Annotated in this window: 15 protein-coding genes; 13 read left to right on the top strand and 2 right to left on the bottom strand. The window is 40.8% G+C overall.

All coding sequences use genetic code 11. From position 1 onward, the window contains the following. Positions 1–65: 65 nt before the first annotated feature. A complete protein-coding gene (locus ACFI4Z_RS01380) occupies positions 66–866 on the bottom strand; it encodes a DUF2989 domain-containing protein (protein WP_462669023.1) in 801 nt (266 codons plus the stop codon). 177 nt (positions 867–1,043) lie between these two features. Between ACFI4Z_RS01380 and ACFI4Z_RS01375 the strand changes: the two genes are divergently transcribed. The 7 genes from ACFI4Z_RS01375 to ACFI4Z_RS01345 all read left to right on the top strand — a co-directional run bounded on the left by ACFI4Z_RS01375 (position 1,044) and on the right by ACFI4Z_RS01345 (position 9,633). Further along, positions 1,044–2,486, top strand: a complete 1,443-nt coding sequence (locus ACFI4Z_RS01375) for a glyceraldehyde-3-phosphate dehydrogenase (RefSeq protein WP_099295797.1) — start codon at positions 1,044–1,046, stop codon at positions 2,484–2,486. Positions 2,487–2,687: 201 nt separating this feature from the next. Next, entirely contained in the window at positions 2,688–3,818 is a 1,131-nt protein-coding gene (locus tag ACFI4Z_RS01370) for a M14 family metallopeptidase (RefSeq protein ID WP_462669022.1), read from the top strand. Positions 3,819–4,060: 242 nt separating this feature from the next. Beyond that, positions 4,061–5,575 carry an alanine/glycine:cation symporter family protein gene (locus ACFI4Z_RS01365; protein ID WP_462669021.1) on the top strand — a complete coding sequence of 505 codons (1,515 nt, stop codon included), beginning with the start codon at positions 4,061–4,063 and terminating at the stop codon, positions 5,573–5,575. 151 nt (positions 5,576–5,726) lie between these two features. Beyond that, on the top strand, positions 5,727–6,053 hold the full coding sequence (locus ACFI4Z_RS01360) for a hypothetical protein (protein WP_394191402.1): 327 nt from the start codon (positions 5,727–5,729) through the stop codon (positions 6,051–6,053). 1 nt (position 6,054) lies between these two features. Then, positions 6,055–6,336, top strand: a complete 282-nt coding sequence (locus tag ACFI4Z_RS01355; RefSeq protein WP_099295793.1) for a YeaC family protein — start codon at positions 6,055–6,057, stop codon at positions 6,334–6,336. Then, positions 6,326–9,007 carry a DUF349 domain-containing protein gene (locus tag ACFI4Z_RS01350; RefSeq protein WP_462669020.1) on the top strand — a complete coding sequence of 894 codons (2,682 nt, stop codon included), beginning with the start codon at positions 6,326–6,328 and terminating at the stop codon, positions 9,005–9,007. Before ACFI4Z_RS01355 ends, ACFI4Z_RS01350 begins: the two co-directional genes overlap by 11 nt. Before the next feature lie 71 nt (positions 9,008–9,078). Next, positions 9,079–9,633, top strand: a complete 555-nt coding sequence (locus tag ACFI4Z_RS01345; RefSeq protein WP_462669019.1) for a DUF1439 domain-containing protein — start codon at positions 9,079–9,081, stop codon at positions 9,631–9,633. A gap of 88 nt (positions 9,634–9,721) precedes the next feature. On the opposite strand, the gene ACFI4Z_RS01340 is transcribed toward ACFI4Z_RS01345, so the two are convergent. Continuing rightward, complete coding sequence (locus ACFI4Z_RS01340; RefSeq protein ID WP_462669018.1) at positions 9,722–11,350, bottom strand: alpha-glucosidase family protein; 1,629 nt, start codon at positions 11,348–11,350, stop codon at positions 9,722–9,724. A 698-nt stretch (positions 11,351–12,048) separates the two neighbouring features. On the opposite strand from ACFI4Z_RS01340, the gene ACFI4Z_RS01335 reads away from it, so the two are divergent. The 6 genes from ACFI4Z_RS01335 to ACFI4Z_RS01310 all read left to right on the top strand — a co-directional run bounded on the left by ACFI4Z_RS01335 (position 12,049) and on the right by ACFI4Z_RS01310 (position 24,323). Next, a complete protein-coding gene (locus ACFI4Z_RS01335) occupies positions 12,049–14,844 on the top strand; it encodes a TonB-dependent receptor (protein WP_462669017.1) in 2,796 nt (931 codons plus the stop codon). 92 nt (positions 14,845–14,936) lie between these two features. Further along, positions 14,937–16,436, top strand: coding sequence for a tryptophan halogenase family protein (locus ACFI4Z_RS01330; protein WP_462669016.1), 1,500 nt, complete (start codon positions 14,937–14,939; stop codon positions 16,434–16,436). A gap of 297 nt (positions 16,437–16,733) precedes the next feature. Next, positions 16,734–18,620, top strand: coding sequence for an alpha-amylase family protein (locus tag ACFI4Z_RS01325; RefSeq protein WP_462669015.1), 1,887 nt, complete (start codon positions 16,734–16,736; stop codon positions 18,618–18,620). Next, positions 18,610–20,100: an MFS transporter gene (locus ACFI4Z_RS01320; RefSeq protein ID WP_462669014.1), complete on the top strand. Its 1,491-nt coding sequence runs from the start codon at positions 18,610–18,612 to the stop codon at positions 20,098–20,100. Before ACFI4Z_RS01325 ends, ACFI4Z_RS01320 begins: the two co-directional genes overlap by 11 nt. A 44-nt stretch (positions 20,101–20,144) precedes the next feature. Then, positions 20,145–22,547: a glycoside hydrolase family 15 protein gene (locus ACFI4Z_RS01315; protein ID WP_462669013.1), complete on the top strand. Its 2,403-nt coding sequence runs from the start codon at positions 20,145–20,147 to the stop codon at positions 22,545–22,547. Between the two features lie 69 nt (positions 22,548–22,616). Further along, the gene (locus tag ACFI4Z_RS01310) at positions 22,617–24,323 is read left to right on the top strand and encodes an alpha-amylase family glycosyl hydrolase (protein WP_462669012.1); all 1,707 of its coding nucleotides are present in this window, start codon (positions 22,617–22,619) and stop codon (positions 24,321–24,323) included. Positions 24,324–24,378: the final 55 nt, after the last annotated feature.

The following is a 24,378-nucleotide window of genomic DNA, read 5'->3' as shown; positions in this document are numbered from 1 at the left end:
GCTGGGGAGTTTTAAAAGCGGCTTTTTTAGCCGCTTTTTTGTGGAGGCTACTTTATAGTTAAAGATTAAAATCCTCGAGGGGATACAAACTGACCACTTTGAATTTTGTCGTAAGTTTGTTGTGCTAGTGTCTCTAAACTATCTAAGCTTCGCCCTGTTGCTGTGAGTTGGTGCTCAATCGGTAGAATTTCTATATTTGTTACGCCAGATAACTGCGCAACACGAGCAAATGTATAAGCGTGTTTGTATTTTTCGTGTTTATTGAACAAGCTTACCAGAGTCATATAAATTTCTGGATTAGGTTCTTCACCTGCTTTATTTAACTCTAGCGTTTTATAAAGTAAATCTATCGTTTTCTCTTCATCTGATTTTATATAGTACGTCGCTAAAAAAAACTGCATTTGTGCATCATTCGTTACACTGGGGTCATTTTCTAACGCTAATAGTTTGGTTAACGCAGACTGGTCATTATTGCGTGACCAATGATAGTAAAGCAGACCTGGGTGATTAGTGCCTTTAGTATCTTGATATAAACGTGTCATCTCCTTAAGGCTCACTAAATGACCTTCTACCCGAGAGGTGGTTTTTTCTTTTAGCTTGATATGCTCTATCTTTGCTGCAAGAGAGACGCATTGGTTATAGCTTTCAAAGCCTTGTAACAAAGTATATTTGTTTTCTTCAGTGGGTTGCTTATATTCATGATACCGAGCAACAATAACTTCTGCGCGCTCTTTTTTACAATGACTGTCTTTATTCAAATCATTACATAGCCCTGGTGTTTCTTTACAAATTTTTGCCTGTGTCAGTGGCTCTTCACACCCAGTAAGTACCAAAATACTCAATAATACAGTTGTTCTGAGTAACATCCCTAAACCCTACTTTTATAATATATGTTTTATTCTAGCCCAATGAATTGATCTGTAACAGTGGAGAATCGCGCGAGTTTAAATTAGAATACCCCTGACCATAGTGACGAGTTGCTCTCACATGCTAAATTTGCGCTATGGATATCCGTTCAAAAATTGTTTAATTAGGTAAAAAACATGACCTCATCTCACGAGTTAGAATACACTAATAGCTGGCAAGAACGCCAAGATTATGCTGAAAGCATGCAACCGATAATCGGTAAATTATACCGTAGTCGTGGTATTGAAATTGCTGTTTATGGTCGTCCACTTGTTAACGCAAGCCCTATTGATATCATCAAATCTCACAAAACTGTGGCACAATTTGAAGGTACAAAATTACGTTTACGCGAAAGCTTTCCATTTCTAGAAGCAATCAGCAAAATGGATTTAAACTCAGCGCGTATTGATATTGGTAAGCTTGCATATGGTTACCTGTTTAATGATGCAGCTAAAGGTCGTTCAGTTGAAGAATACTTAAATGATGAACTAGCTGAAATCATTAACTCAAAGGCTAAAGAGCCTCGTGATGTTGTTTTATATGGATTTGGACGTATAGGTCGTTTACTTGCGCGCTTATTAATTGAAAAGTCAGGTCCATATGCTGACTTACGTTTACGTGCAATTGTTGTGCGTGGTGGTAAAGATGGTGATCTTGAAAAACGTGCAAGCCTATTACGCCGCGACTCTATCCACGGTCCATTCAATGGTTCTATTACCATCGATAAAGAGCGTAACGCAATAAAAGCAAACGGTAGCTACATTCAAGTTATCTACGCTAATTCGCCAAGTGAAATTGATTACACAGCATACGGCATTGAAGATGCACTTATTGTTGATAATACAGGTATCTGGAAAGACGAAGCAGGCCTAGGCCAACACCTTGAATCAAAAGGCGCTGCAAAAGTATTATTAACAGCACCTGCTAAAGGTAATATTAAAAACATCGTATACGGTGTAAATAACCAAGATATCTTACCTGAAGATAAAATTGTGTGTGCTGCAAGCTGTACTACAAATGCTATTACGCCAACGCTTAAAGCATTAAATGATAAGTTTGGTATTAATAATGGTCACGTAGAAACAGTTCATTCATATACAAATGACCAAAACCTAATTGATAACTACCACAAAGCTGAGCGCCGTGGTCGTGCTGCAGCATTAAATATGGTTATCACAGAAACGGGTGCTGCTAAAGCTGTATCTAAAGCTTTACCTGAACTTGAAGGTAAACTAACAGGTAACGCAATCCGTGTACCAACACCGAATGTTTCATTAGCAATTTTAAACCTAAACCTTGCGACAGATACGTCAGTAGAAGAGCTTAACTCTTTCTTACGTAACGCCGCTTTGCATTCAGATTTACGCGACCAAATCGATTACACCGCGTCAACTGAAATTGTATCTACCGATTTAGTAGGTAGTCGCTACGCCGGCGTTGTAGACTCACAAGCAACGATTGTTGATGGTAACCGTGTTGTGCTTTATGTTTGGTATGATAATGAATTTGGTTACAGCTGTCAGGTAGTTCGCTGTATGCGCGACATGGCTGAAGTTGCATTTCCAAGCTTGCCACGTTAAGCAATAATTTTTAGTTAAATACGAAAGCCAGCAACAGCTGGCTTTTTTAGTCGTGAATTTTTTCAAAATTCCAGGTGTGTGGTAGGCTGTTTCTAGTTTACTACATTTTACTAACAAAACGCTCCATCAAAAGAGTGTTACATAATCTCTGACTAATATTGATTGGTTAGACTTTATTATTCACCTATAGGTTTATTTTACATGAAGATCACCAGTAATTTTGACAGTGGTAATATCAATGTTATTGCAGCCACGGACCCATTAGATATTCAATTAGAGATCAATAAAGATCATCAATCGGATTTTTTTCAATGGTTTCATTTTCGCTTAGAGACAATGCCGTTTCAAAACCATAAATTACACATCAACAATCTTGAAAACTCCGCTTATCCTGACGGCTGGGTAGGGTATCACGCTGTTGCATCGTATGATCGTCAAACATGGTTCCGTGTCCCGTCAAGTTATGCTGATGGTACGCTAAGTTTTGAAATTGAACCTGAGTGCGGCACAATTTACTTTGCTTATTTTGCCCCGTATAGCTACGAGCGTCACTTAGACTTAATCACATGGGCGCAAAGCCAAGAAGCATGTCAGCTAGAAACGCTTGGTGAAACACTCGATGGCAGAGATATGAGCGTATTACGTGTTGGCGGTGAAAGTGATGAGAATAAAAAAATAATCTGGATCACAGCACGTCAACACCCCGGTGAAACAATGGCCGAATGGTATGTGGAAGGTGTATTACATAAGTTACTGGATGATGAAGACCCGCACGCAGCTGCACTTTTATCAAAAGCAGTATTCTATATTGTGCCAAACATGAACCCAGATGGCAGTGCCCGTGGTCACTTACGCACTAACGCTAAAGGTGTAAACTTAAACCGTGAGTGGCAAACACCTAGCATGGAAAATAGCCCTGAAGTGTATTTAGTACTTAATAAAATGCGTGAAACAGGCCTTGATATGCACTTAGATATTCATGGTGATGAAGCCATTCCATATAACTTTGTTGCAGGCAGTGAAGGCATTCCAAGCTACGATGCTCGTATGAAAGAGCTAGAAGATAACTTTAAAGCAGCTTTGCTTGTTGTGACTCCTGAATTCCAAGATGAGCACGGCTATCCGAAAGATGCACCAGGCGAGGCAAACTTAACTGTAGGCTCATCAGCGGTAGCTGAAGAGTTTAAAGCACTTGCTTACACTGTAGAAATGCCATTTAAAGATAACGATGATTTACCTGATCCAGACTACGGCTGGTCAGACCGTCGTTCTTATCAGTTTGGACAAGATACATTAGCGGCCATCGTTAATGTTGTTGATAAGCTAAGATAACTTCATATCATATGGGCGCCTTTGAGCGCCCATTATCCCCACAAAAAATCCCCAGTTGTTATTTCAAATTGATTTTTGGAAATTAAGTGTTAACAAACTTGATGGGTTTAAGTTAACATGAGAGCGTTACCCTTATTAAAGTGTTATTTATTGATTTAATTGGTAAGGGTTGTCACATATTCTGAGTTACTAAAGCAAAGTATCGTAACTAAAAATAAAAAATATAATTGTAGAGGATATCTATGGAAGCTTTTGTAAGCGCTGTTAATGATGTTGTGTGGAGTAGTGCACTCGTTTTCTTATGTCTAGGCGCCGGTCTATTTTATTCTGTTCTAACTCGTTTTGCACAAGTTAGACATTTCAAAGAAATGTGTAAACTGCTACTCACTTCTAACCGTTCAACAACAGGTATTTCGTCTTTTCAAGCACTTGCCGTTTCATTATCAGGGCGTGTAGGTGTTGGTAACATTGCAGGTGTTGCTGCTGCAATTGGTTTTGGTGGCCCTGGAGCCATTTTTTGGATGTGGATTGTTGCTTTTTTAGGCGCAAGCACGGCTTACGCAGAGTCAACATTAGGCCAAATTTATAAAATTGAAGAAGACGGCCAATATCGTGGTGGTCCAGCGTATTATTTTGACCGTTGCTTAGAGCAAAAATGGCTAGGTATTTTATTTGCTGTTTCTGCAATCATTGCTTGTGGTGTATTTTTACCTGGCGTTCAAGCTAATGCCGTTGGTAACGCGTTTACTCAAGTGTTTGGTAATGGTGAAATGGTATCAACGAGTTTTGGTGAAGTTGGTACATTTAAACTAGTGGCACTGGCTATTATTTTAATTGTGTTAGCATTTATCATTTTTGGCGGCATTAAGCGTATTGCAAACTTTACCCAAATAGTCGTGCCGTTTATGGCGCTAGGTTACATTGTACTAGCACTCATTGTGGTATTTTTAAATGTAGATAAAGTACCGGGTATCTTCTCATTAATTATTTCGGATGCATTCACAGCGCAAGCTGGATTGGGTGCAGCGATATTTTGGGGTGTAAAACGCGGTATTTATTCTAACGAAGCGGGTCAAGGCTCAGGCCCTCATGCCGCTGCTGCTGCTGAGGTGGATCACCCAGCACAACAAGGTTTAGTACAAGCTTTTTCAGTGTATGTTGATACAATTTTTGTTTGTACAGCAACGGCATTGATGATTCTAATAACACAGCAATACAACGTTGTTGGTGAGCTGCCAGCAGGTCAATTTATTGTACAAAATGTTGATGCTGCAACTGAGGTAGGTTCTGCTGCGTTCACTCAAATGGCACTATTTAGTGTATTTGGTGGTTTTGGTGAGGCGTTTGTAGGTGTCGCTTTATTCTTCTTCGCGTTTACAACGATACTAGCGTACTACTACATAGCAGAAACCAATGTTGCTTACCTTAACCGCTATTTTAAAGGCAGCATCCCACTATTAATCGTTAAATTAGTGATTATGTTTATGGTGGCATACGGCATGGTTAATAACTCTGGCTATATTTGGAGTATTGGTGATATTGGTGTGGGCTTAATGGCGTGGATTAATATTGTTGGAATATTAGCCATTTTCTTTGTTGCAAAGCCTGCGTTAAATTGTTTGCGTGACTACGAAGAGCAAAAGAAAGCGGGCGGCGAAATTACGTTTGATCCGATTAAGTTAGGTATAAAAAATGCCACTTTTTGGGAAAAACGTTTAGCTGATAAAGCCAAAGAAAAAGGCAAACAGCCAGAATAATGAATGATTGCGATGGTGATTGTGATTTATTCATCGCCTTTGGCAATGTCTTAGCAATTGAGTGAAATTCAAAACAGACATTGCGGCATAAAACAAGTACAATGAAAGGCGCCTACAGGCGCCTTTTTTTATGTGGAGTATGGAGAGTTATATGGCGATTGTCAGTTGTCCTAGTTGTAATAAATCGATATCAGATAAACATAAACAATGCCCTCATTGTGAGAATAACGTGGCAGAGCTTAATGATGAGCAACGCCAGCAACTATTGCGTGAAAAGCGCATCAATAAACAGCAAATGTTTATGAACCACTCCTTTTTTGCACTATTCATTTTCTTAGGTGGCTTTTTTTGTTTGTATTTTTTACAGCCAGAACCTGAAACAGCAAAATGGTATTTATGCTCTGCTGCCATTGGCATCGGGTGTATTTGGTATTTAGTTAATCGCGTAATTTTAGTAGTACTTAAAAAGAAAAATTGATATGAACATCGACAACCTTGTAAATAATATTACCCCAGAATTATTTGAACGTTTACAGTATGGTGCTGCAACAGGCAAGTGGCCTGATGGCACGGCACTCAGTGACGAGCAAAAAGAGCAAACAGTGCAAATTGTTATGCTTTATCAAGCTAAAGTAGCCCAATCAAACGAACAATTTACCATTGGATCTAATGGTGAAATGGTACAAAAGACCAAAGCGCAGTTACAAAAAGAATTTAACTCAGATAATGAAATAGCAAGGTTCAGTGAACATGATCTTTAAACATCTTTTTACCCCGAAGTGGAAACACCCAAAACAGCACGTTCGTTTAGAAGCGATTGAAAGTTTAGATGTAGAACGAGATGCAACTATTCTGAGTACGCTTGCACTTGATGACAATTCAGCAGAAATTAGAAAAAAGGCGCTCAATAAAGTAAACGATTTAGTGCTGTGGTGGAAAGCCTACAAACAAGATAAAAATCTAAAAGACTTAGCTGAGCAGCATATTTCAAATGCGGTATTAAATAACGAGCAAGCGCTTAACAACGATATTAAAAATGAATACATCGAACGTTTTGCACCGATTAAAACGCTTGAAAAGCTGGCTTTCGCTGAAAAAGAACTGCAAGTGCGCGTTAAGCTACTAAAACGTTTATCGAATCCTAAATTAACAGAAAAGGCCTTTAAAGAAGGCTCTGCAGAATTACAGCAACAATTAACTGAGCTTGTAATCAATCAACAATTAGCAAAAGCTTTAGTCAAACATGCGCAAGGTGAAGCCAAAAGTAGTTTGCAAACGCATTTAGATAACGAGCAACGCGCAATTGAAATGCCTATTCAAGTGCAAAATGAAACGCGTATTATTTTAGCTAAACTCAATGCATTGCGTGAAAAGCACGACTATGAGCTTGTTAATGAGCAAAGCCAAGCACTTATTGCACAATGGCAAACACAAGAGCTTAACTGGTTGAGCACAGAACAAGTCGCAAACCTAGAAGAAAAATATAACTCAATCACAACTAAACTGAACACGCATGTGTCTCAGTTAAAAGCACAATTTGACCAACAACAAGCAGAGCTTGCGCAAAAGCAACGTGAAGTGTTGGCAATTGCTAATCTTGAAGCACTGAGTGAAGAGATTGAAAATGCATTGCAATTGGGCTTAGAAACACCAGAGCAAATTCAACAAGATTGGTTAGATGCAAAAGTAACACAAGCACAAGAGGCAATGAACACCAGCGAGTTGGCAGACAGTGCGCAAAAAACCAAAGTCTTTACTAAGTTATCTCAACTTGCAAAGCAGGTTGCTCAGTTACCGCAATTAAGCGCAGCCATTACGCAGTTTAAGCAAGCACTTAATACCCTTACTGAAGTGACAACGGATGTTGATAAAAGTACATTTGATGAAGTAAGTGGCGAGTTTAATGCAGCATATAAAGCAGCAAATGCACCATTAAAACAACTGCCAATAGCCCTGCAGGCTCCTTTTAAATCACAATTAAAAGCGCAAAAGCAATTATGGTCTAATGCTGTTGAGCCATTAACTAAGCAACTAACAAAAAACCAACAGCAAGCAAGTCGTAAAGGCCGCGATGTAAAGCGCTTAATTGAACAAGGTCGTTTTAATGTGGCATTTGGTGTGTTTAAAGGCTTTGTTGAACTTTATGATTCATTAACACCTGCTTTTGCACAGCAACTTGATAAACTTAAAGTTGAATTAGAGACGCAGCTTGAAAACGCACGCGATTGGCAAAAGTATGCGTCAGCACCTAAGCGTGAAGAGCTCTTAGCTGAAGTTACAACGCTATTAGAGCAGCCTTGTACTGATCCAAAAGCACGCGTTGCACAAGTAAAAACGTTACGTCGTCGTTGGAATGAGTTAGGGCGCCTAGACACAGAGCAAGAGCAACAACAAGGTAAAGAGTTCGATGAAAAAATTGAGCTACTATTTGCACCTTGCCGCGATTACTTTGCGCAATTAGAGCAACAACGTGAGCAAATCAAACAATCTAGAGAAGCGGTTATCGCTCAAATGCAGGCTCTGGCACAAACAGATACAACTATTGAAGCATTTGATTGGAAAGAATATGAAAGCCAATACAATCGGATTAATAAAGCATGGCGTAATGCAGGTAATGTTGAGCCTAAAATATACCGCGAACTACAAACGCTTTATAAACCACAGCAACAAAGTGTATTGCAAACGTTAACTGCATTCCATAAAGCTAATAGTGCTGCTAAAAATAGTTTAGTTGAGCTTGCTGAACAATCAGCGCAGTCAGATGATTTAGCTGATGCATGTCAGCAACTCAAAGAGCTGCAACAGCAATGGCAAAAAATTGGCTTTGCTGGCGCAAAAGCAGAAAATGCGTTATGGCAAAAGTTTCGTCAGTTTAATGACTTAACATTTGCAAAGCGCAGTGAAGAGTTTGCTCAGCACAAAGAACAGCAGGTAACGGATAATGCTATTATCGAACAGCAATTATCAGAATTAGAAGAGGCGCTTCCGGCGGTTAATCAAAAAGCGCAATTACTTGATTTACGTACAAAGGTATCAGCTTTAACGCAAGTTAAGTCACTTTCAAAGCGGATTAATGCCCTACACGCTGCGATTGATACAAAGCTAGCAGAGTTGACACAACAGGCAGCTAAAGCTGACTTTAATGCACTCTTTAGCGTACTAGAAAATCAAGATGCTATTCCTGCACAATGGAAAGCTAATACAACAAGCCACCTTTCAGTTGCCCAGTTATTAATACGTATGGAAATTCTTGCGAACGTAAATAGCCCTGCAGGCAGTGAACGTATGGCTGAGCAGGTTGCTATGCTTGATGATAAACATCGTGGTGAGCAAGCTGATTTACAGTTTTACCTTAAACAGCTGCTTGCGCTCAGCGAGGGTTCAGTTGATAGTGACACACTAGCGCGATTAAAAACGGTTTTTAACGCATAATACGACTTTGCGTTCTACGAAACTAAATAAAGCCGCAATCTAGCGGCTTTATTTTTGAATAGGAAAAACATATGAAACTCATTTTATTAATTGGTTGTTTATTTTTATCAGCGTGTAATACCACACAAGGGGTATCAGTTTACTCATTTACTGACACAGAAATCGAAGCGGTATTAAAGCAGCAATTACCCAAACTAAGTGATCAAATTAAACTCGTTGGTTTACCTGTGCAATTTGATGTTAATGATATTAGTGTTAACGTTGGTCCAAACAACCGTGATGTAATCGTTCTTGGTGCAGATTCAAGCGCTGTTATTAACGCATTTGCACTAAAATATCCTGTGCGCCTGAAGTTACAAATTGAAGGAGCGCCTTATTATGACAGTGAAAAAAAAGCGGTATTTCTGCAACGTGTAAAACTTTTAAACTCAACAATTGATGCGGGTAGTTTTAAAGGCAATTTAGGCGTTTTAGATGATGAAGCAATGAAAATCATTAATGGATTCTTAGCTGTCAATCCTGTTTATACTCTTAACATGAATGACCCAAAGTTGGCGCTATTAAGTAAATTGCCATTAGATATGAAAGTAGCGCAAGGTGCGATCAAACTCGTGCCAAGTATGTAATATTTGCAACTTAGCTAACAACGCATATTTACAAAAAAGCCCTGAAGTATCAGGGCTTTTTGATCTAGGGATTCAGCAAAAGGCTAAACTAATTCATATCTGCATAAAAACAACCAAAACCGGGCAGGGTTAATGTGTTATTTGTATCCAAAGTGCCAGTTTGATGAGGGAGCTCATCATGTGTTTTTAAAACAGTTCCTTCTAATGCGAGGCTTGCACTATTAGCTGCTAAGTTAAATACGCAAAGCATCGATTTACCTTCGAAACGTCGGTAAAATGCAAGTAAAGGCTCATCGGTGTCAATAAACTCGATGTCACCTTCAATTAACACGGGTTGTGTTTTACGCCATTGCATAAACTCGCGAAACGCATTTAAAATTGAATCATCTGCTGCATCTTGTACTTTAACAGATTGATACTTATGAGCAGAATCCACTGGTAACCATGGTTTTTCTGGTGAAAAGCCAGCATGTTCGCCACTTTCAGCATCCCATGGCATTGGCGTGCGACAGCCGTCACGACCTTTAAAGTTTGGCCAGAAGGTTATGCCGTAAGGGTCTTGTAAATCTTCAAATGCAACACTTGCTTCACCTAGGCCAAGCTCTTCACCTTGGTACATACACACGCTACCGCGCAATGATGCGAGCAGGGCACTGAGCATTTTACACTGTGCAGGGTTGATGCTGTTGTCACTGCTCCAACGACTTGCTACACGCTCTACATCATGGTTGCTAAATGCCCAGCATGGCCAGCCTTCAGTCATGCGTTCTTCAAGCGTTTGAACTGTGGTGCGAATGTACTCGCTGCTGTAGTCGTTAGTCAGTAGTTCAAAACTGTAACCCATGTGCAGCTTATCGCCGCCGGCTGTATATTGAGCCATAGTAGCGAGTGAATCTTCCGATGATATTTCACCGAGGGATACGGTACCCGGGTATTGGTTCAGTAAGGCACGAATATCTTGCATAAAGCTAATATTCTCAGGCTGGGTATTGTTGTAGTCATGATACTGAAATGCATACGGGTTATCTTCACTAAAGCCACGGCCTTGGCGCTTCTCAGGAGGCTTTGCTGGGTTATCACGAAGCTGTGCATCGTGATAACAAAAGTTAATAGCATCTAAGCGGAAACCATCTACACCTTTTTTAAGCCAAAATTCTACGTTATCCAGTACAGCTTTACGCACATCAGGATTGTGGAAGTTTAAGTCAGGTTGCTCTGTTAAAAAGTTATGTAAATAGTATTGCCCGCGACGTGGTTCCCATTGCCAAGCGGGTCCACCAAAAATGCTTAACCAATTGTTTGGTTGAGTACCGTCTGGCTTTGAATCGGCCCATACGTACCAGTCAGATTTGTCATTGGTTTTATCTTCACGGCTGTCTAAAAACCATTGATGTTGATCTGACGTGTGGCTTAATACTTGGTCAATAATGATTTTGATATCACGCTGGTGGGCTTGAGCAATTAACTCATCAAAGTCATTTAAATCACCAAAAAGAGGGTCAATGTCACGATAATCACTAATATCATAGCCAAAATCTTTCATTGGGGACTTAAAAAATGGTGAGATCCAAATAGCATCAACACCTAAACTTTTAATGTAGTCAATGCGAGAGATGATCCCTTTTAAATCACCAATTCCATCGCCATTGGTATCTTGAAAACTGCGCGGGTAGACTTGATAAATAACCGCACCTTTATACCATTGCTGCTGAGCCATGCTTTTCTCCATCGTGACAATGCTGCTTCACCACATTTGTCGTAGTGATTACGTCAATCTTATATGTGGCTACTACTTCACCACGTTATTTTTAAAAAGCATACGTGAAGGTCACAAGACTGTAAAAAGCCTGCATACGTATGCATGGTAAATAGATTCAAAGTGCGCAAGCAAGCGCACTATAATTTCATCATTAAGAGAGACATATTAATGTTTTGTGAAAACTTACCAATTTGTTAAATGAAACTGTTAACAATATAAGATTTCCAATTTGGTGCGATTTTAAAGGGGTTTGCTAGTTGTTGGTGCATGAATTAATGGTCTTACCAATTAGCTTTGCTCAAAATGTTTGACTTATGTACTTCATCTAATAAGCGACTTTGTTAAAAATGAATACCTTAAGTGTTTTTCTTGTAGGCACAAAGGGTTTAGAACGTGGAAATTAGTTTTTATTTAGGCTGCACCATTATATTTATTTTTTATTCTTATAAAAACAATGTGTTGGCTCAACTTTTGTGAAGTTTTTGTTAAAGTTAATGATTTTGCACTAATCTGAATACGTATGCATAAAGTTGTTAATAAAATAAGGCGGGCGTTAATATTCATCCTGACAACAAAATCAGCCAATGAGTTGCTCGCTTCTATCACAAGCAGTGAATTATGTTGGCAATACAAAATATGGGTAACGGGAAAACATCATGTCTATGTTCAAACCAAGTATATTAACAATTGCACTTGCAACAGCAGGTATTAGCAGTTTCACTTCATACGCACAAGAAGAACAGCCAACAGCTAAGAGCGACGTTGAAGTCATCGAAGTTAAAGGTTTTCGTGGCAGTGTAGTAGAGTCAATCAATACAAAGCGTTTTTCATCAGAAGTGGTTGAATCTATCTCTGCAGAAGATATTGGTAAATTACCAGATTCTTCAATAGCCGAATCAATCGCTCGCTTACCAGGTCTGACTGCACAGCGCCTAGACGGACGAGCGAGTCGTGTAAGTGTTCGTGGTTTTAGCGAAAACGAAAGTGCAACAACCTTTAATGGTCGTGAGCAAGTATCAATTGGTGATAACCGTGGTGTTGAGTTCGACCTTTACCCATCAGAAATAATGAGCGGTGTAACCGTATATAAAACACCAAGTGCTAGCTTAGACGCTGAAGGCATTGCCGGTGTAATCGACATGCAAACCGTAAAACCTTTAAGTAAAGGTGAGCGCGTTATCATGTTTAATGGTCAGCTAGAGCAAACAGGGTTTGATAAACTTAACCCTGATGGCGATGATCAAGGTTTCCGTGGTACGGTTTCATACATCGACCAGTTTGCAGATGACACGATTGGCGTTGCATTTGCTTACAACACCATGAGCTCACCTAACCAAGAAAAACGTTGGAACTCATGGGGCTACCCAGACAAAGATGAAGATGGTCAAAACTATTCAATTTTAGGTGGTGCAAAACCGTTCGTGCGTTCATCAACCCTTGAACGCGATTCAGCCATGTTAGTACTTGAAGCAGCACCAACAGATCGCTTAAACATGACATTTGATGCGTTATATGTTGATTTTAGCGATGAAAAAATTCTCCGTGGTATCGAAGTACCTTTCGCATGGGGCCAAGGATCAATTGAAGCGACATCGATTGACTCTGAAACAGGTTTTATTACCAGTGCAATGACAGAAGGTCAGCGCGTTGTAGTGCGAAATGACTATGAAGAGCGAGATGCAGATTTAACGCAATTTGGTTTTAATACTAAATATGACATTAATGATGACTGGTCTGTAGAGTTTGATGTAAGTCGCTCTGAAGTAGAGCGCAGAATCTGGAGTATCGAAAGCTACTCTGGTACTGGTCGTGGCGATAATCGAGGCGTAGCTGATAATATTGGCTATACCTTTGACGATGGTAATACTGGCGCGCAATTTTCACATGAGCTAGATTACAGTGACTTTGGCTTGATTCAATTAGGTGGTCCATTATCTTGGGGAGCCAGCAAACCTCTGAATCTAAAATATGGTTTAGTTGATGCAGATGGTGAAGATATTTCTGGTTATAAAAACCAGGCACAAGATGGCTTTATTAATGCGCCAGAGATCAATGATGAATTAAGCACATTAAAGCTAGCAGCTAGTAAAGTACTTGATAACGCTTATATTAGCCGTGTTTTATTTGGTATGTCATACCGAGATCGTGAAAAGTCAAAAATGTCTGAAGGTTACTTTATGACACTAAAAGATTTTTCATTGTCAAACCCTGGCATGGTGTCAGTACCTGAGCAGTACCGTTTGGGCTCAGCAAGCCTTGATTTTATCGGTATGGGCGACATGATTGCTTATGATACTAACGCGCTTGTAAATGATGGTTTTTATAGTTTATTTCAAGAAAGCTTAAATGATTCAAAGCATCTAACTCGCTCTTGGACAGTACAAGAAGAAGTAACAGCGTTATTTGCTCAAGCTGATATAAATACCGAGTTTGGCTCAACGCTTGTAACGGGTAATATCGGTGTACGTTACGTTGAGACTAAGCAATCATCTCAAGGTAATGCAGCAAACACCGTAGATGGTAAAGTAGTAGTGTCTCCTACAGATATTAGCCATGACTATAATCACTTTTTACCAAGTATCAACTTATCATTCGCTATTGATGAAGAACAAACAGTGCGTTTTGGCGCAGCTAAAACTATCTCTCGTGCGCGCTTAGATGAGATGAATGCATCTGTCAGTGCTGTATATAATCAGCAAGTAGACGAGAATGGTAATAACTGGGCAATATCTGGCGGTAACCCAAACCTAGAGCCAAAAGAAGCGACAGGCTTAGACTTAAGCTATGAAAATTATTTTCATGAAGAAGGCTACTTCGCAGCTGCATTATTTTATAAAGATATTTCAAAATGGATTTTTGACGGTACTTACGAAACTGATTTAACAGGGGTTCCTGATCCATCTACGGGTGAAGTTCCTGAAAATCCAATTGCGACAGGTTCAGGTAAAGTGAATGGTGGCGGTGGTGACCTGTGGGGTTACGAGCTTTCATTAACCTTACCGTTTACCATGTTTAGCGACTCACTTGATGGCTTTGGTTTAATTGCTAGTCACACAGGTGTAGAGCAAGACTTAAAAGATCAAAGAGGTAACGAATTTGAGCTACCAGGTTTATCAGACCAAATTGATAGCTTAACGGTTTACTTTGAGCGTAATGGATTCCAAGCGCGTACCAGCATGCGTAAACGCAGCGACTTTAAAGGTGATATCTACGGCCCAGGTTTTGAAACAGCACAGGTTGATATTAAAGGCGAAACTATTTGGGATGCGCAAATTGGTTATGACTTTAGTGAAGGCGCTGTAGAAAGCCTTGATGGTTTAAGTGTGACATTCCAAGTGCAAAATATTACTGAAGAACCATTTGTTTCTTTACAAGGTGACAGTGCACTGCAAGTACGTGATTACCAAGACTACGGTCGTACGTTCTTGTTAGGCTTTAGTTACAAGCTATAACAATCTTTAGCGTAGAAAAGCCCTTGTAAATTGTTTTACAAGGGCTTTTTTATATCGACTACACTTAAGCAAAAGCAAGTGGAGCAGGGGCTATGCAAAATAAACAAATTAAAGAAGTGGTAATAGCGGGTGGCGGTACTGCTGGGTGGATAACCGCTGCATTACTTAATAAAGTACTGGGCAAGGTCGTTAATATTACGCTTATTGAATCAGACGAAATTGGCACTGTGGGTGTTGGTGAAGCCAGCATACCACCCATTCTTCATTTAAATGCCGCATTAGGTATTCGAGAAAACGAGTTTATTAAAGCAACTCAAGCAACCATTAAATTGGGGATCGAGTTTGAAAACTGGCGAGCACAAGACCACACATACATGCACGCCTTTGGTGATATTGGTAAAGACTTTCCGTTTTGTGAATTTTATCATTTTTGGTTAAGAGCCAAGCAACAAGGAACTACTGCTGATTTTTGGGATTTTTCGCTTAACTACCAAGCTGCAAAACAGCATAAGTTTACCCACCTTCAACACATACCTAATACACAGCTTACCGGGTTAAATTACGCCTATCACTTTGATGCTACGCTATATGGCGAATATTTAAAGTCGCTTGCAATATCAAGGGGCGTCAACCGAATCGAAGGTAAAATAGCCAACGTAAAACAATGTGAAGAGACTGGGTTTATTACAGCGCTAGCACTTGAAGATGGCCAAACAATATCAGGTGATTTATTTATTGATTGTACTGGGCTGAGCGCTTTGTTGATTGAACAAACCCTCAATACAGGCTTTGAAGATTGGTCGCATTGGTTACCTTGCGATAGTGCTATCGCTGTGCAGACTAAAAGCGAAGCTGAGCCCGTGCCTTATACTCGCTCTATTGCGCATGATGCAGGTTGGCAGTGGCAAATACCACTTCAGCACCGAGTTGGTAATGGCTTAGTTTTCTCGAGCCGTCACATTACAGATGAACAGGCTAAACAACAGTTATTAGCTAATTTACCAGGCGAGCCTATCACTGAGCCAAGAGTTATTCGTTTTAAAACAGGACGTCGTCGTAAACAATGGCATAAAAATGTAGTGTCTGTGGGCTTATCAAGCGGGTTTTTAGAGCCGTTAGAATCAACCAGTATTCATTTAATCCAAACCGCGGCTATTCGTTTAATTAAGCATTTCCCGCATAACGGAATTGATGACAGCCTAGTCGAGACGTTTAATCAACAAAGCCAAACTGAAATTGAACGTATCCGTGATTTCATCATTTTGCATTACAAAATAACTGAGCGCACCGACAGTGCATTTTGGCGTCAATGCAAACAAATGAATATTCCTGACTCATTACAAAAGAAAATCGATTTATTCAAAGCCACAGGCAAAATTATACGCCAAGATGATGAACTGTTTGCCGAAATTGCTTGGCAACAAGTCATGATTGGGCAAGGGCTGAAAGCAGAAGATTTTCATCCTTTAGCCAATGCGCTCAACGACGAGCAATTAGCAGATCTATTCACAAACTTAAAAACGTTAATTGACGGTACAGTAAATCAATTGCCCACTCACAGTGAGTTTTTAGCACGCATGAAAAATAATTAAACTGAAAAAATGTGTTCGTATTTTTAAACAAAAATACGCAAGCCAAAGAGTGGTCACTAAATTAATGAGCGAGGTACTTTCAGGGATTAAAAAGCGCAGACTCTTTTTACAAGCAAGCAGTCACGTTAAATAAACCCATTTTATTACCCGCAATGAGCGCCTTGGTATTAGTTATTGAATAATGTGAATACGTATGCAAATGCTGTCAGTCAGCCGCTGTTCACATTAGTATCATAGGTAAAATAAAATGACGGCTTAATGAGCACTTGTTAAGCCTTCTGACTAAATAAGAAAATTATGACAACACACACAACAAGCACAATTAAGTATGGTTCATGGTTACTTGCCAGTAGTTTGTTTTTAACAGGTTGCTCTGAACAGCCCGACACAAAACAAAATGAAGAAAAGCCAAAGCCACAGGTAAGTGAGCACTCAAAGCCAGTTGTTTACCAAGTATTTACTCGCTTATTTGGTAACACTCAAACAGCCAATGTGCCATGGGGTACAAAAGAGCAAAACGGCGTTGGTACATTCAGTGACTTTAATGATGCCGCCTTAACAGGCATTAAAGAGCTTGGTACTACTCACATTTGGTATACAGGCGTGCTGCACCATGCACTTGTTGGTGATTATAGTCAGTATGGTATTAGTCAGGATGACCCAGATGTAGTTAAAGGTCGTGCTGGTTCGCCGTATGCGATTAAAGATTATTACGATGTAAATCCAGATTTAGCAATTAATCCAGAGCGTCGTTTAGAAGAGTTTTCAGCGTTGATTGAACGCACCCATCAACATGGCATGAAAGTGATTATTGATATCGTGCCAAACCATGTTGCGCGAGATTATCACTCAACAGCAAAGCCTGTTGGTGTAAAAGACTTTGGTGAACACGATAATACAAGTGTCGAATATGCCCGTGATAATAACTTTTATTATGTGACAGGTCAGTCATTTCAAGTCCCTACGAGTGAAGGTTATCAAGTGCTAGGAGGCAAACCACACCCTCTTGCTGATAACTTATTTAATGAGACTCCTGCAAAATGGACAGGCAACGGCGCACGCGCTGCCAAGCCAGATATTAATGACTGGTACGAAACGGTAAAAGTTAACTATGGTGTTAAGCCTGACGGCAGCTACGACTTTCCAACGCTTCCTGCAGATTACAAAAACAAAGATTTACGCGCTCACTTTGAATTTTGGCAAGATAAAGACTTACCAAATAGCTGGTATAAATTCCGCGATATTACCTTGTATTGGCTTGATAAAGGGGTGGATGGTTTTCGCTATGATATGGCTGAAATGGTTCCAGTGGAGTTTTGGAGCTTTTTAAACTCATCAATAAAAATGCATAAACCTGACGCGTTTTTATTAGCTGAAGTATACAACCCAACTCTGTATCGCCCTTATATTCAACAAGGAAAAATGGATTACTTATACGATAAAGTGGGATTTTACGACACCTTAAAAGGCGTTATGCAAGGTAAACAACCAGCAAGTAGCATTTTTGCACCTCAGCAAGAAGTGACTGATATTGAAAAACACATGCTGCATTTTTTAGAAAATCATGACGAACAACGTATTGCCAGCCCTGACTTTGCAGGCAGTGCAGTCAAAGGCAAACCGGCACTGGTGGTATCGCATTTGATCAGTCGTGCACCTACATTGTTGTATTTTGGCCAAGATGTGGGTGAGGATGGTTCTGAAGATGCAGGCTTTGGCAAACCAACACGTACGAGTATTTTTGATTACATTGGCGTACCCGCCCACCAAGCGTGGATGAATAACGGAAAATTTGATGGTGGCTCGTTATCTGAGGAACAGCAAAAGCTGCGTGATTACTACAAATCAGTGATGGCACTAAGTAAACACCCCGCAGTTGTTGCTGGTGATATGCAACCGTTAATCGTCGAGGGCAGCGACCAAGTTGCAGCATTTAGCCGTAGTATTGGTCAGCAGACAATTTGGGTTGTCAGCAACTTTGCTGATACACAAACAACCATCACGATTGAGGTACCATCAAATGCACTCATTAGTGATAAACAAAGCTCATTGAAGCTACTCGATTTACTTGAAGCCAATCAAACCGCAATGATCACGATTACCCCTGAAAAAGCACACATTAGTCTAACGTTAAATGCGCTTAGCAGTGCAGTACTTACCACTGGAGCACATAATGAGAGATAACAAACCCGATTTAAGTTTTTGGCAAATATGGAATATGTGCTTTGGCTTTCTAGGCATTCAATTTGGCTTTGCATTACAAAACGGTAATGTGAGTCGCATATTTCAAACTTTAGGTGCCAATGTTGATGATATTCCTATTTTATGGGTAGCAGCACCACTAACGGGTTTAATTGTGCAGCCAATTATTGGCTACTGGAGTGATAAAACCTGGGGCAAACTAGGCCGCCGTCGTCCGTTCTTTTTATATGGCGCAATACTGACCACGCTTTCTTTATTTATTATGCCAAACTCACCAACGCTTTGGATTGCAGCAGGTATGTTATGGATAATGGATGCCTCCATCAATGTTACGATGGAACCATTTCGTGCTTTAGTAGGTGATAATCTACCGAAAAAACAACGCGCGACTGGCTATGCCATGCAAAGCTTTTTTATTGGAGTGGGTGCCGTAGTGGCATCAGCACTTCCATGGATGATGACTAACTGGTTTGATATAGCCAATACTGCACCTGCAGGACAAATACCTGACTCTGTAAAGTATTCATTTTATTTTGGTGGTGTAATTTTATTTATTGCTGTTGGTTGGACCATCTTAACAACAAAAGAGTATTCACCTGAGCAATTAGCGAAGTTTAATGAGCAAGACAATACTAATGACCCGGCGGCGGTTACCCACAATACGGTTAATTTTAACAAAGGTGGGATTATTTTTACCGTTCTTGGTTTAGCGGTACTGGGCCTAGTGACGGGGCTTAATTTAGAAAAAGAGCTTTATCTTCTTGCTGGTGGGTTAGTGAGCTTTGGTGTTATTCAGTTTATTGCAGGCCTGCTTAGAGCGAAGCAAGCCACATCTGGCGGTTTTTACCAAGTGGTAAATGATGTATTTACAATGCCAGATGCAATGAAACAGCTGGCATGGGTGCAATTTTTTAGTTGGTTTGCGCTGTTTGCTATGTGGATTTATACCACCTCAGCCGTAACAAGCTTTCATTATGGCAGTACAGATACAAGCTCGGCGGCGTTTAATAATGGCGCTGATTGGGTAGGTATTTTGTTTGCAGCATACAATGGTTTTGCCGCAATTGCTGCTTTATGTATTCCGATCATCGTAAAGCGTGTGGGTTTAAAGCTAGCGCACGCAATTAACTTGATATTAGGTGCGTTAGGGTTAGTAAGCTTTATTGTCATTAAAGATCCAACGTTACTCATTTGGCCAATGATAGGTATTGGTTTTGCATGGGCGTCTATTTTATCACTGCCTTACGCCATGCTGAGTACATCTGTGCCAAGCCACAAAATGGGCGTGTATATGGGGATTTTTAACTTCTTTATAGTGATCCCACAATTACTTGCAGCCAGCGTACTAGGCCTCATTTTACGCCACTTCTTTGAGAATCAACCTATCTATGCATTAGTGCTAGGCGCTATGTCATTTGTATTGGCAGCTGTTGCTGTGCTGCGTGTTAAGCACACACAGTAACGTTTGCATGCTCAATCATTAAGAGAAAGAATTAAGGGTTAAAAATGAAAAAATATAACATCATCACCACAAGTTTACTAATGTTGGGTTTAACGGCCTGTAGCACGGAGCAAGCAAACACATCAGCTGTAACACAGCAAGTTTCAGCCCCAGGAGCACCAGGTGCTGAACCATTTTGGGCATACTCTGGCAAAACTGGTATTGGTACGTCCTTTGAGCAATACCAAAATGGTGCTTACAGCGATAATGCGACAACTGGCACAGTTTCAAAAGTATGGTTCTCAATTGCAAAAGGCATGATCACCGAAACCATGTTTGGACTTATTCACCAAGCGCAAATTAAGGACATGCAATTTGTTGTAGTGGGTAAAGACTTTACCGTAACTGAAGCCGACGACCTTGATGTAACCATTGATTATTTATACAAAGACTCACAAGGTCGCCCATTGTCACTGGCTTACAAAGTAACAAGCAGTGACAAGCAAGGTCGCTTTAGCCTAGAAAAACACATATTTACCGACCCAGACGGGCAAACGTTGTTTGTTCGCAGTATTTTTAATACAAAGCTTGAAGGCGTAAAAGCGTATGTAAGTGTTAACCCATATATTGATAACAACGGCCTAGATGACTTTGCCAAAGCCACTGAGCAAGGTTTAGTGGCTTGGCAGGGCGATAATTACTTATCACTGCAAGGCGCAAAGCCGTTTAAACAAACCAGTGTTGGTTTTACCGGCAAGAGCGGTGGCCTAAATGAGCTTAAAACCGCACAGCAACTAAATAATGTATATACCAACACCGGTGAGCAATCAGGTAATGTGAGCTTACTTGCCGAGCTAGGTGAGATTGGCAAAAACAGCCAATTTGATTTAACCCTAAGCTTTGGTAGCAACGAGCAAACAAGCTTTAAAGAAGGTAAAGCCAGCTTAAATCGTGGCTATCAACAAGTACTTGATAACTACAACGGCAAAGGCGAGGTATTGGGCTGGCAAGATTACTTACAAAGCCTTGCACCGCTTAATACCATGACTGCACAAACAGCCGATAACGGAAAGTTACTTTACACCAGTGCACTGGTATTAAAAGCGCAAGAAGATAAAACCCATGCAGGCGCGCTTATTGCGTCGTTATCAAACCCATGGGGCGAAACAGTATCTGCCAAAACAGGGTCAACCGGTTACAAAGCAGTATGGGTGCGTGACTTCTACCAAGTAGCCATGGCCTTTATGGCAATGGGCGACAGTGCCACGGCTAAAACTGCATTCGAATATCTTGAAAAAGTACAAGTAAACGCTAAAACACCGGGTAACAATGGCGACACTGGCTGGTTTTTACAAAAAACCCATGTTGACGGTGAGCTTGAATGGGTAGGCGTGCAGCTTGACCAAACCGCCATGCCTATTATGCTTGCATGGAAACTGCACCAAGTTGATGTATTAACAGATGCAGAGCTAACTGATTGGTACGGGCGCATGTTAAAACCTGCTGCTGATTTTTTAGTTGATGGTGGCCGCGCCAAAATTTTGTGGAACGATATGCAAATTACGCCGCCAGCCACACAACAAGAGCGCTGGGAAGAGCAAGAAGGTTACTCACCTTCGACCACCGCAGCGGTTGTTGCAGGCCTTATCACTGCGGCTGATATTGCAACACTCGCTGGCGATGACCAAAACGCCAAACGTTATCTTGAAACCGCTAAAAGCTACAACAGCGATATTGAAAACATTATGTTTACTACTGCTGGTAATTTAGAATCAAGCAATTCAGACGGTGAGTATTTTATTCGTATCGGCCAAGACAAAGACGCCAATTCAAACACTAAAATTAATGCCAATAATGGCCGCGAAGGCTTTAATAAAAAGCAAATTCTAGACGGTGGTTTTTTAGAGCTAGTACGTTATGGTGTACGTGATGCACTTGCGCCAAGCATTGTAAAAACATTGCCAGAGTATGATGACGAAACGTTAGCAGATAACTTACAAGTTAAGTACAGCTACCAGTTTAGCGACGGCAGCGGCTCATTCCCGGGCTTCCGCCGTTATGGTAACGATGGTTACGGTGAAGACGAAGTAACTGGCACAAACTACGCCGAAGGCGGGCAAAATACCCCAGGGCAACGTGGTCGTGTTTGGCCATTCTTTACTGGCGAGCGTGGTCATTACGAAATCGCTGCTGCCAATGCCACGCAATCGTTAAACGCAGACAAACAACAAGCCATTAAGAACACCTATGTCAAAGGGTTAGAGCAGTTTGCCAACGAGGGCATGATGTTACCTGAGCAAGTATGGGACGGCGTGGGTAACAACAAGGCAGGCTACCAACTTGGCGAGGGCACTAACTCTGCCACACCACTGGCTTGGACACATGCAGAGTACGTTAAGCTAGTTCGCTCATTAAGCGACAAACACGTATGGGATCACTACCCAGTGGTTACCAAAGCACTAAAATAATCGTAAACTAATAAAATAGCCGTAGTGAAATACGGCTATGTTATTTATAAAAATAACAACGAGGCTATAATGAAAACCTTTACATTGAGCGCGTTGGCACTGGCAATGATGCTAACTGGCTGCCAGAGCGCACCATCATCTAATCCAAATAAAACCGCCACATCGCCACTTAATATTGAGCAACAAACAAGCCCGTGGTGGGAAACTGCCATTTTTTATCAAATTTGGCCACGAAGCTTTTACGACAGCGATGCTGACGGCCATGGCGATTTTAACGGGATGACCGAAAAATTACCGTACTTACAAAATCTCGGCGTTAACGCACTGTGGTTAACCCCCATGTTTGAAGCACCGTCCTATCATGGCTATGACTTTACTGAATTTTATAACGTAGAAAACGATTACGGCAGCATGGCAGAATTTGAAGCCTTTATAAAAGCTGCTGACGATAAAGGCATGAAAGTGATACTTGATTTAGTTATAAATCATATATCAAGTAACCATGAATGGTTCCAGCGTTCAGCAAAACAAGAAGCCCCTTATGCAGATTACTTTATTTGGCGCGACGATATGCCAAAAGCCGGAAGCGGCTGGGGACATGCTTGGAGTAATAACGACCAACCCGACGCAGTATGGCATTGGAATGAAACTCGCCAACAGTATTACTATGGTGCGTTTGGAGCAAGCCAACCTGACTTGAATTTACGCCACCCTGATGTTATTGCTGAAATGGAAAAAATGGCTAAGTTTTGGCTTGATAAAGGTGTAGACGGTTTTAGATTGGATGCCGTGCGTTTTGCAATGGAAGGAGGTGCCAATGCTCAAGCCGATACAGACGAAACCATTGCATACTGGCAACGCTTTAACCAATACGTAAAAAGTGTTAACCCACAAGCGTATTTAGTGGGTGAAGCATGGGCTGATATTCCTGTTGCGGCTAAGTATTATGGAGATGGAAAGGGGCTCGACCAAGGTTTTGACTTTGAAGTGGGCTATAAAATACTGGGATTACTAAAGCCTGATGCGAGTGGCGAAGCACAATTTGGCACCATGCAATCGAATAAACAACTCAAGGCAGTTGATGCCAAGGTGCTTAAACAAAATTTACAGCAGCGTATTGATTCAACAGCGCCGCTGGACTTTTTTGCGCCATTTTTAACTAATCATGACCAAGAACGTGTAGCGTATCAGTTAGCAGCGCACGACGATAAAGCAAAACTAGCTGCTGCCATGTTATTTAGCTCCCCAGGGACACCCTATATTTATTACGGTGAGGAAATAGGACTAACCCAAGGACAAACCGGTCATGATGTGTATAAACGCGCGCCAATGCAGTGGGATAACAGCAATCAAGCTGGCTTTACCCAAGCCCAAACTAGCTGGGTTGAACAGGCTGAACTTTTTCACGATAACTATACGCAGTGGTGGCCTGAGTTTTTAGTACAGCAAATTAACGAAGGTGATCGTAATGTTAAAGTGCAGCAAACGCAGCCTAATTCATTGTGGCGTTTATATCAGCACTTAATAGCACAGAAAAAACAGCGGCCAGAACTCGGTATCAAAGGCAGTTATGAATTAACACAACACAACAACGGCCTTGTTGAAATAACCCGCGAGTTAAACGGCAGTAAAAGTATGTTTGTGCTCAACTTAACCGCTAACCCGCAAAGCATTAGCAGCATCAAACGCGAGGGGTTAACCACAAGCTGGCAACATGACCTCAATGACGAGCAACTCGACGCCTATGGTTTAGTATTACTGCATAACGCACTGTAATTAGTATACCTATTAAAGGGGCTAACATACGTTAGCCCCAATTGGCAAAAATGAA

This window comes from Pseudoalteromonas sp. RWi3 (assembly GCF_054960735.1).
Note: the sequence above shows the minus strand (reverse complement) of the source record. Positions and strands in the feature narration are given on the sequence as shown.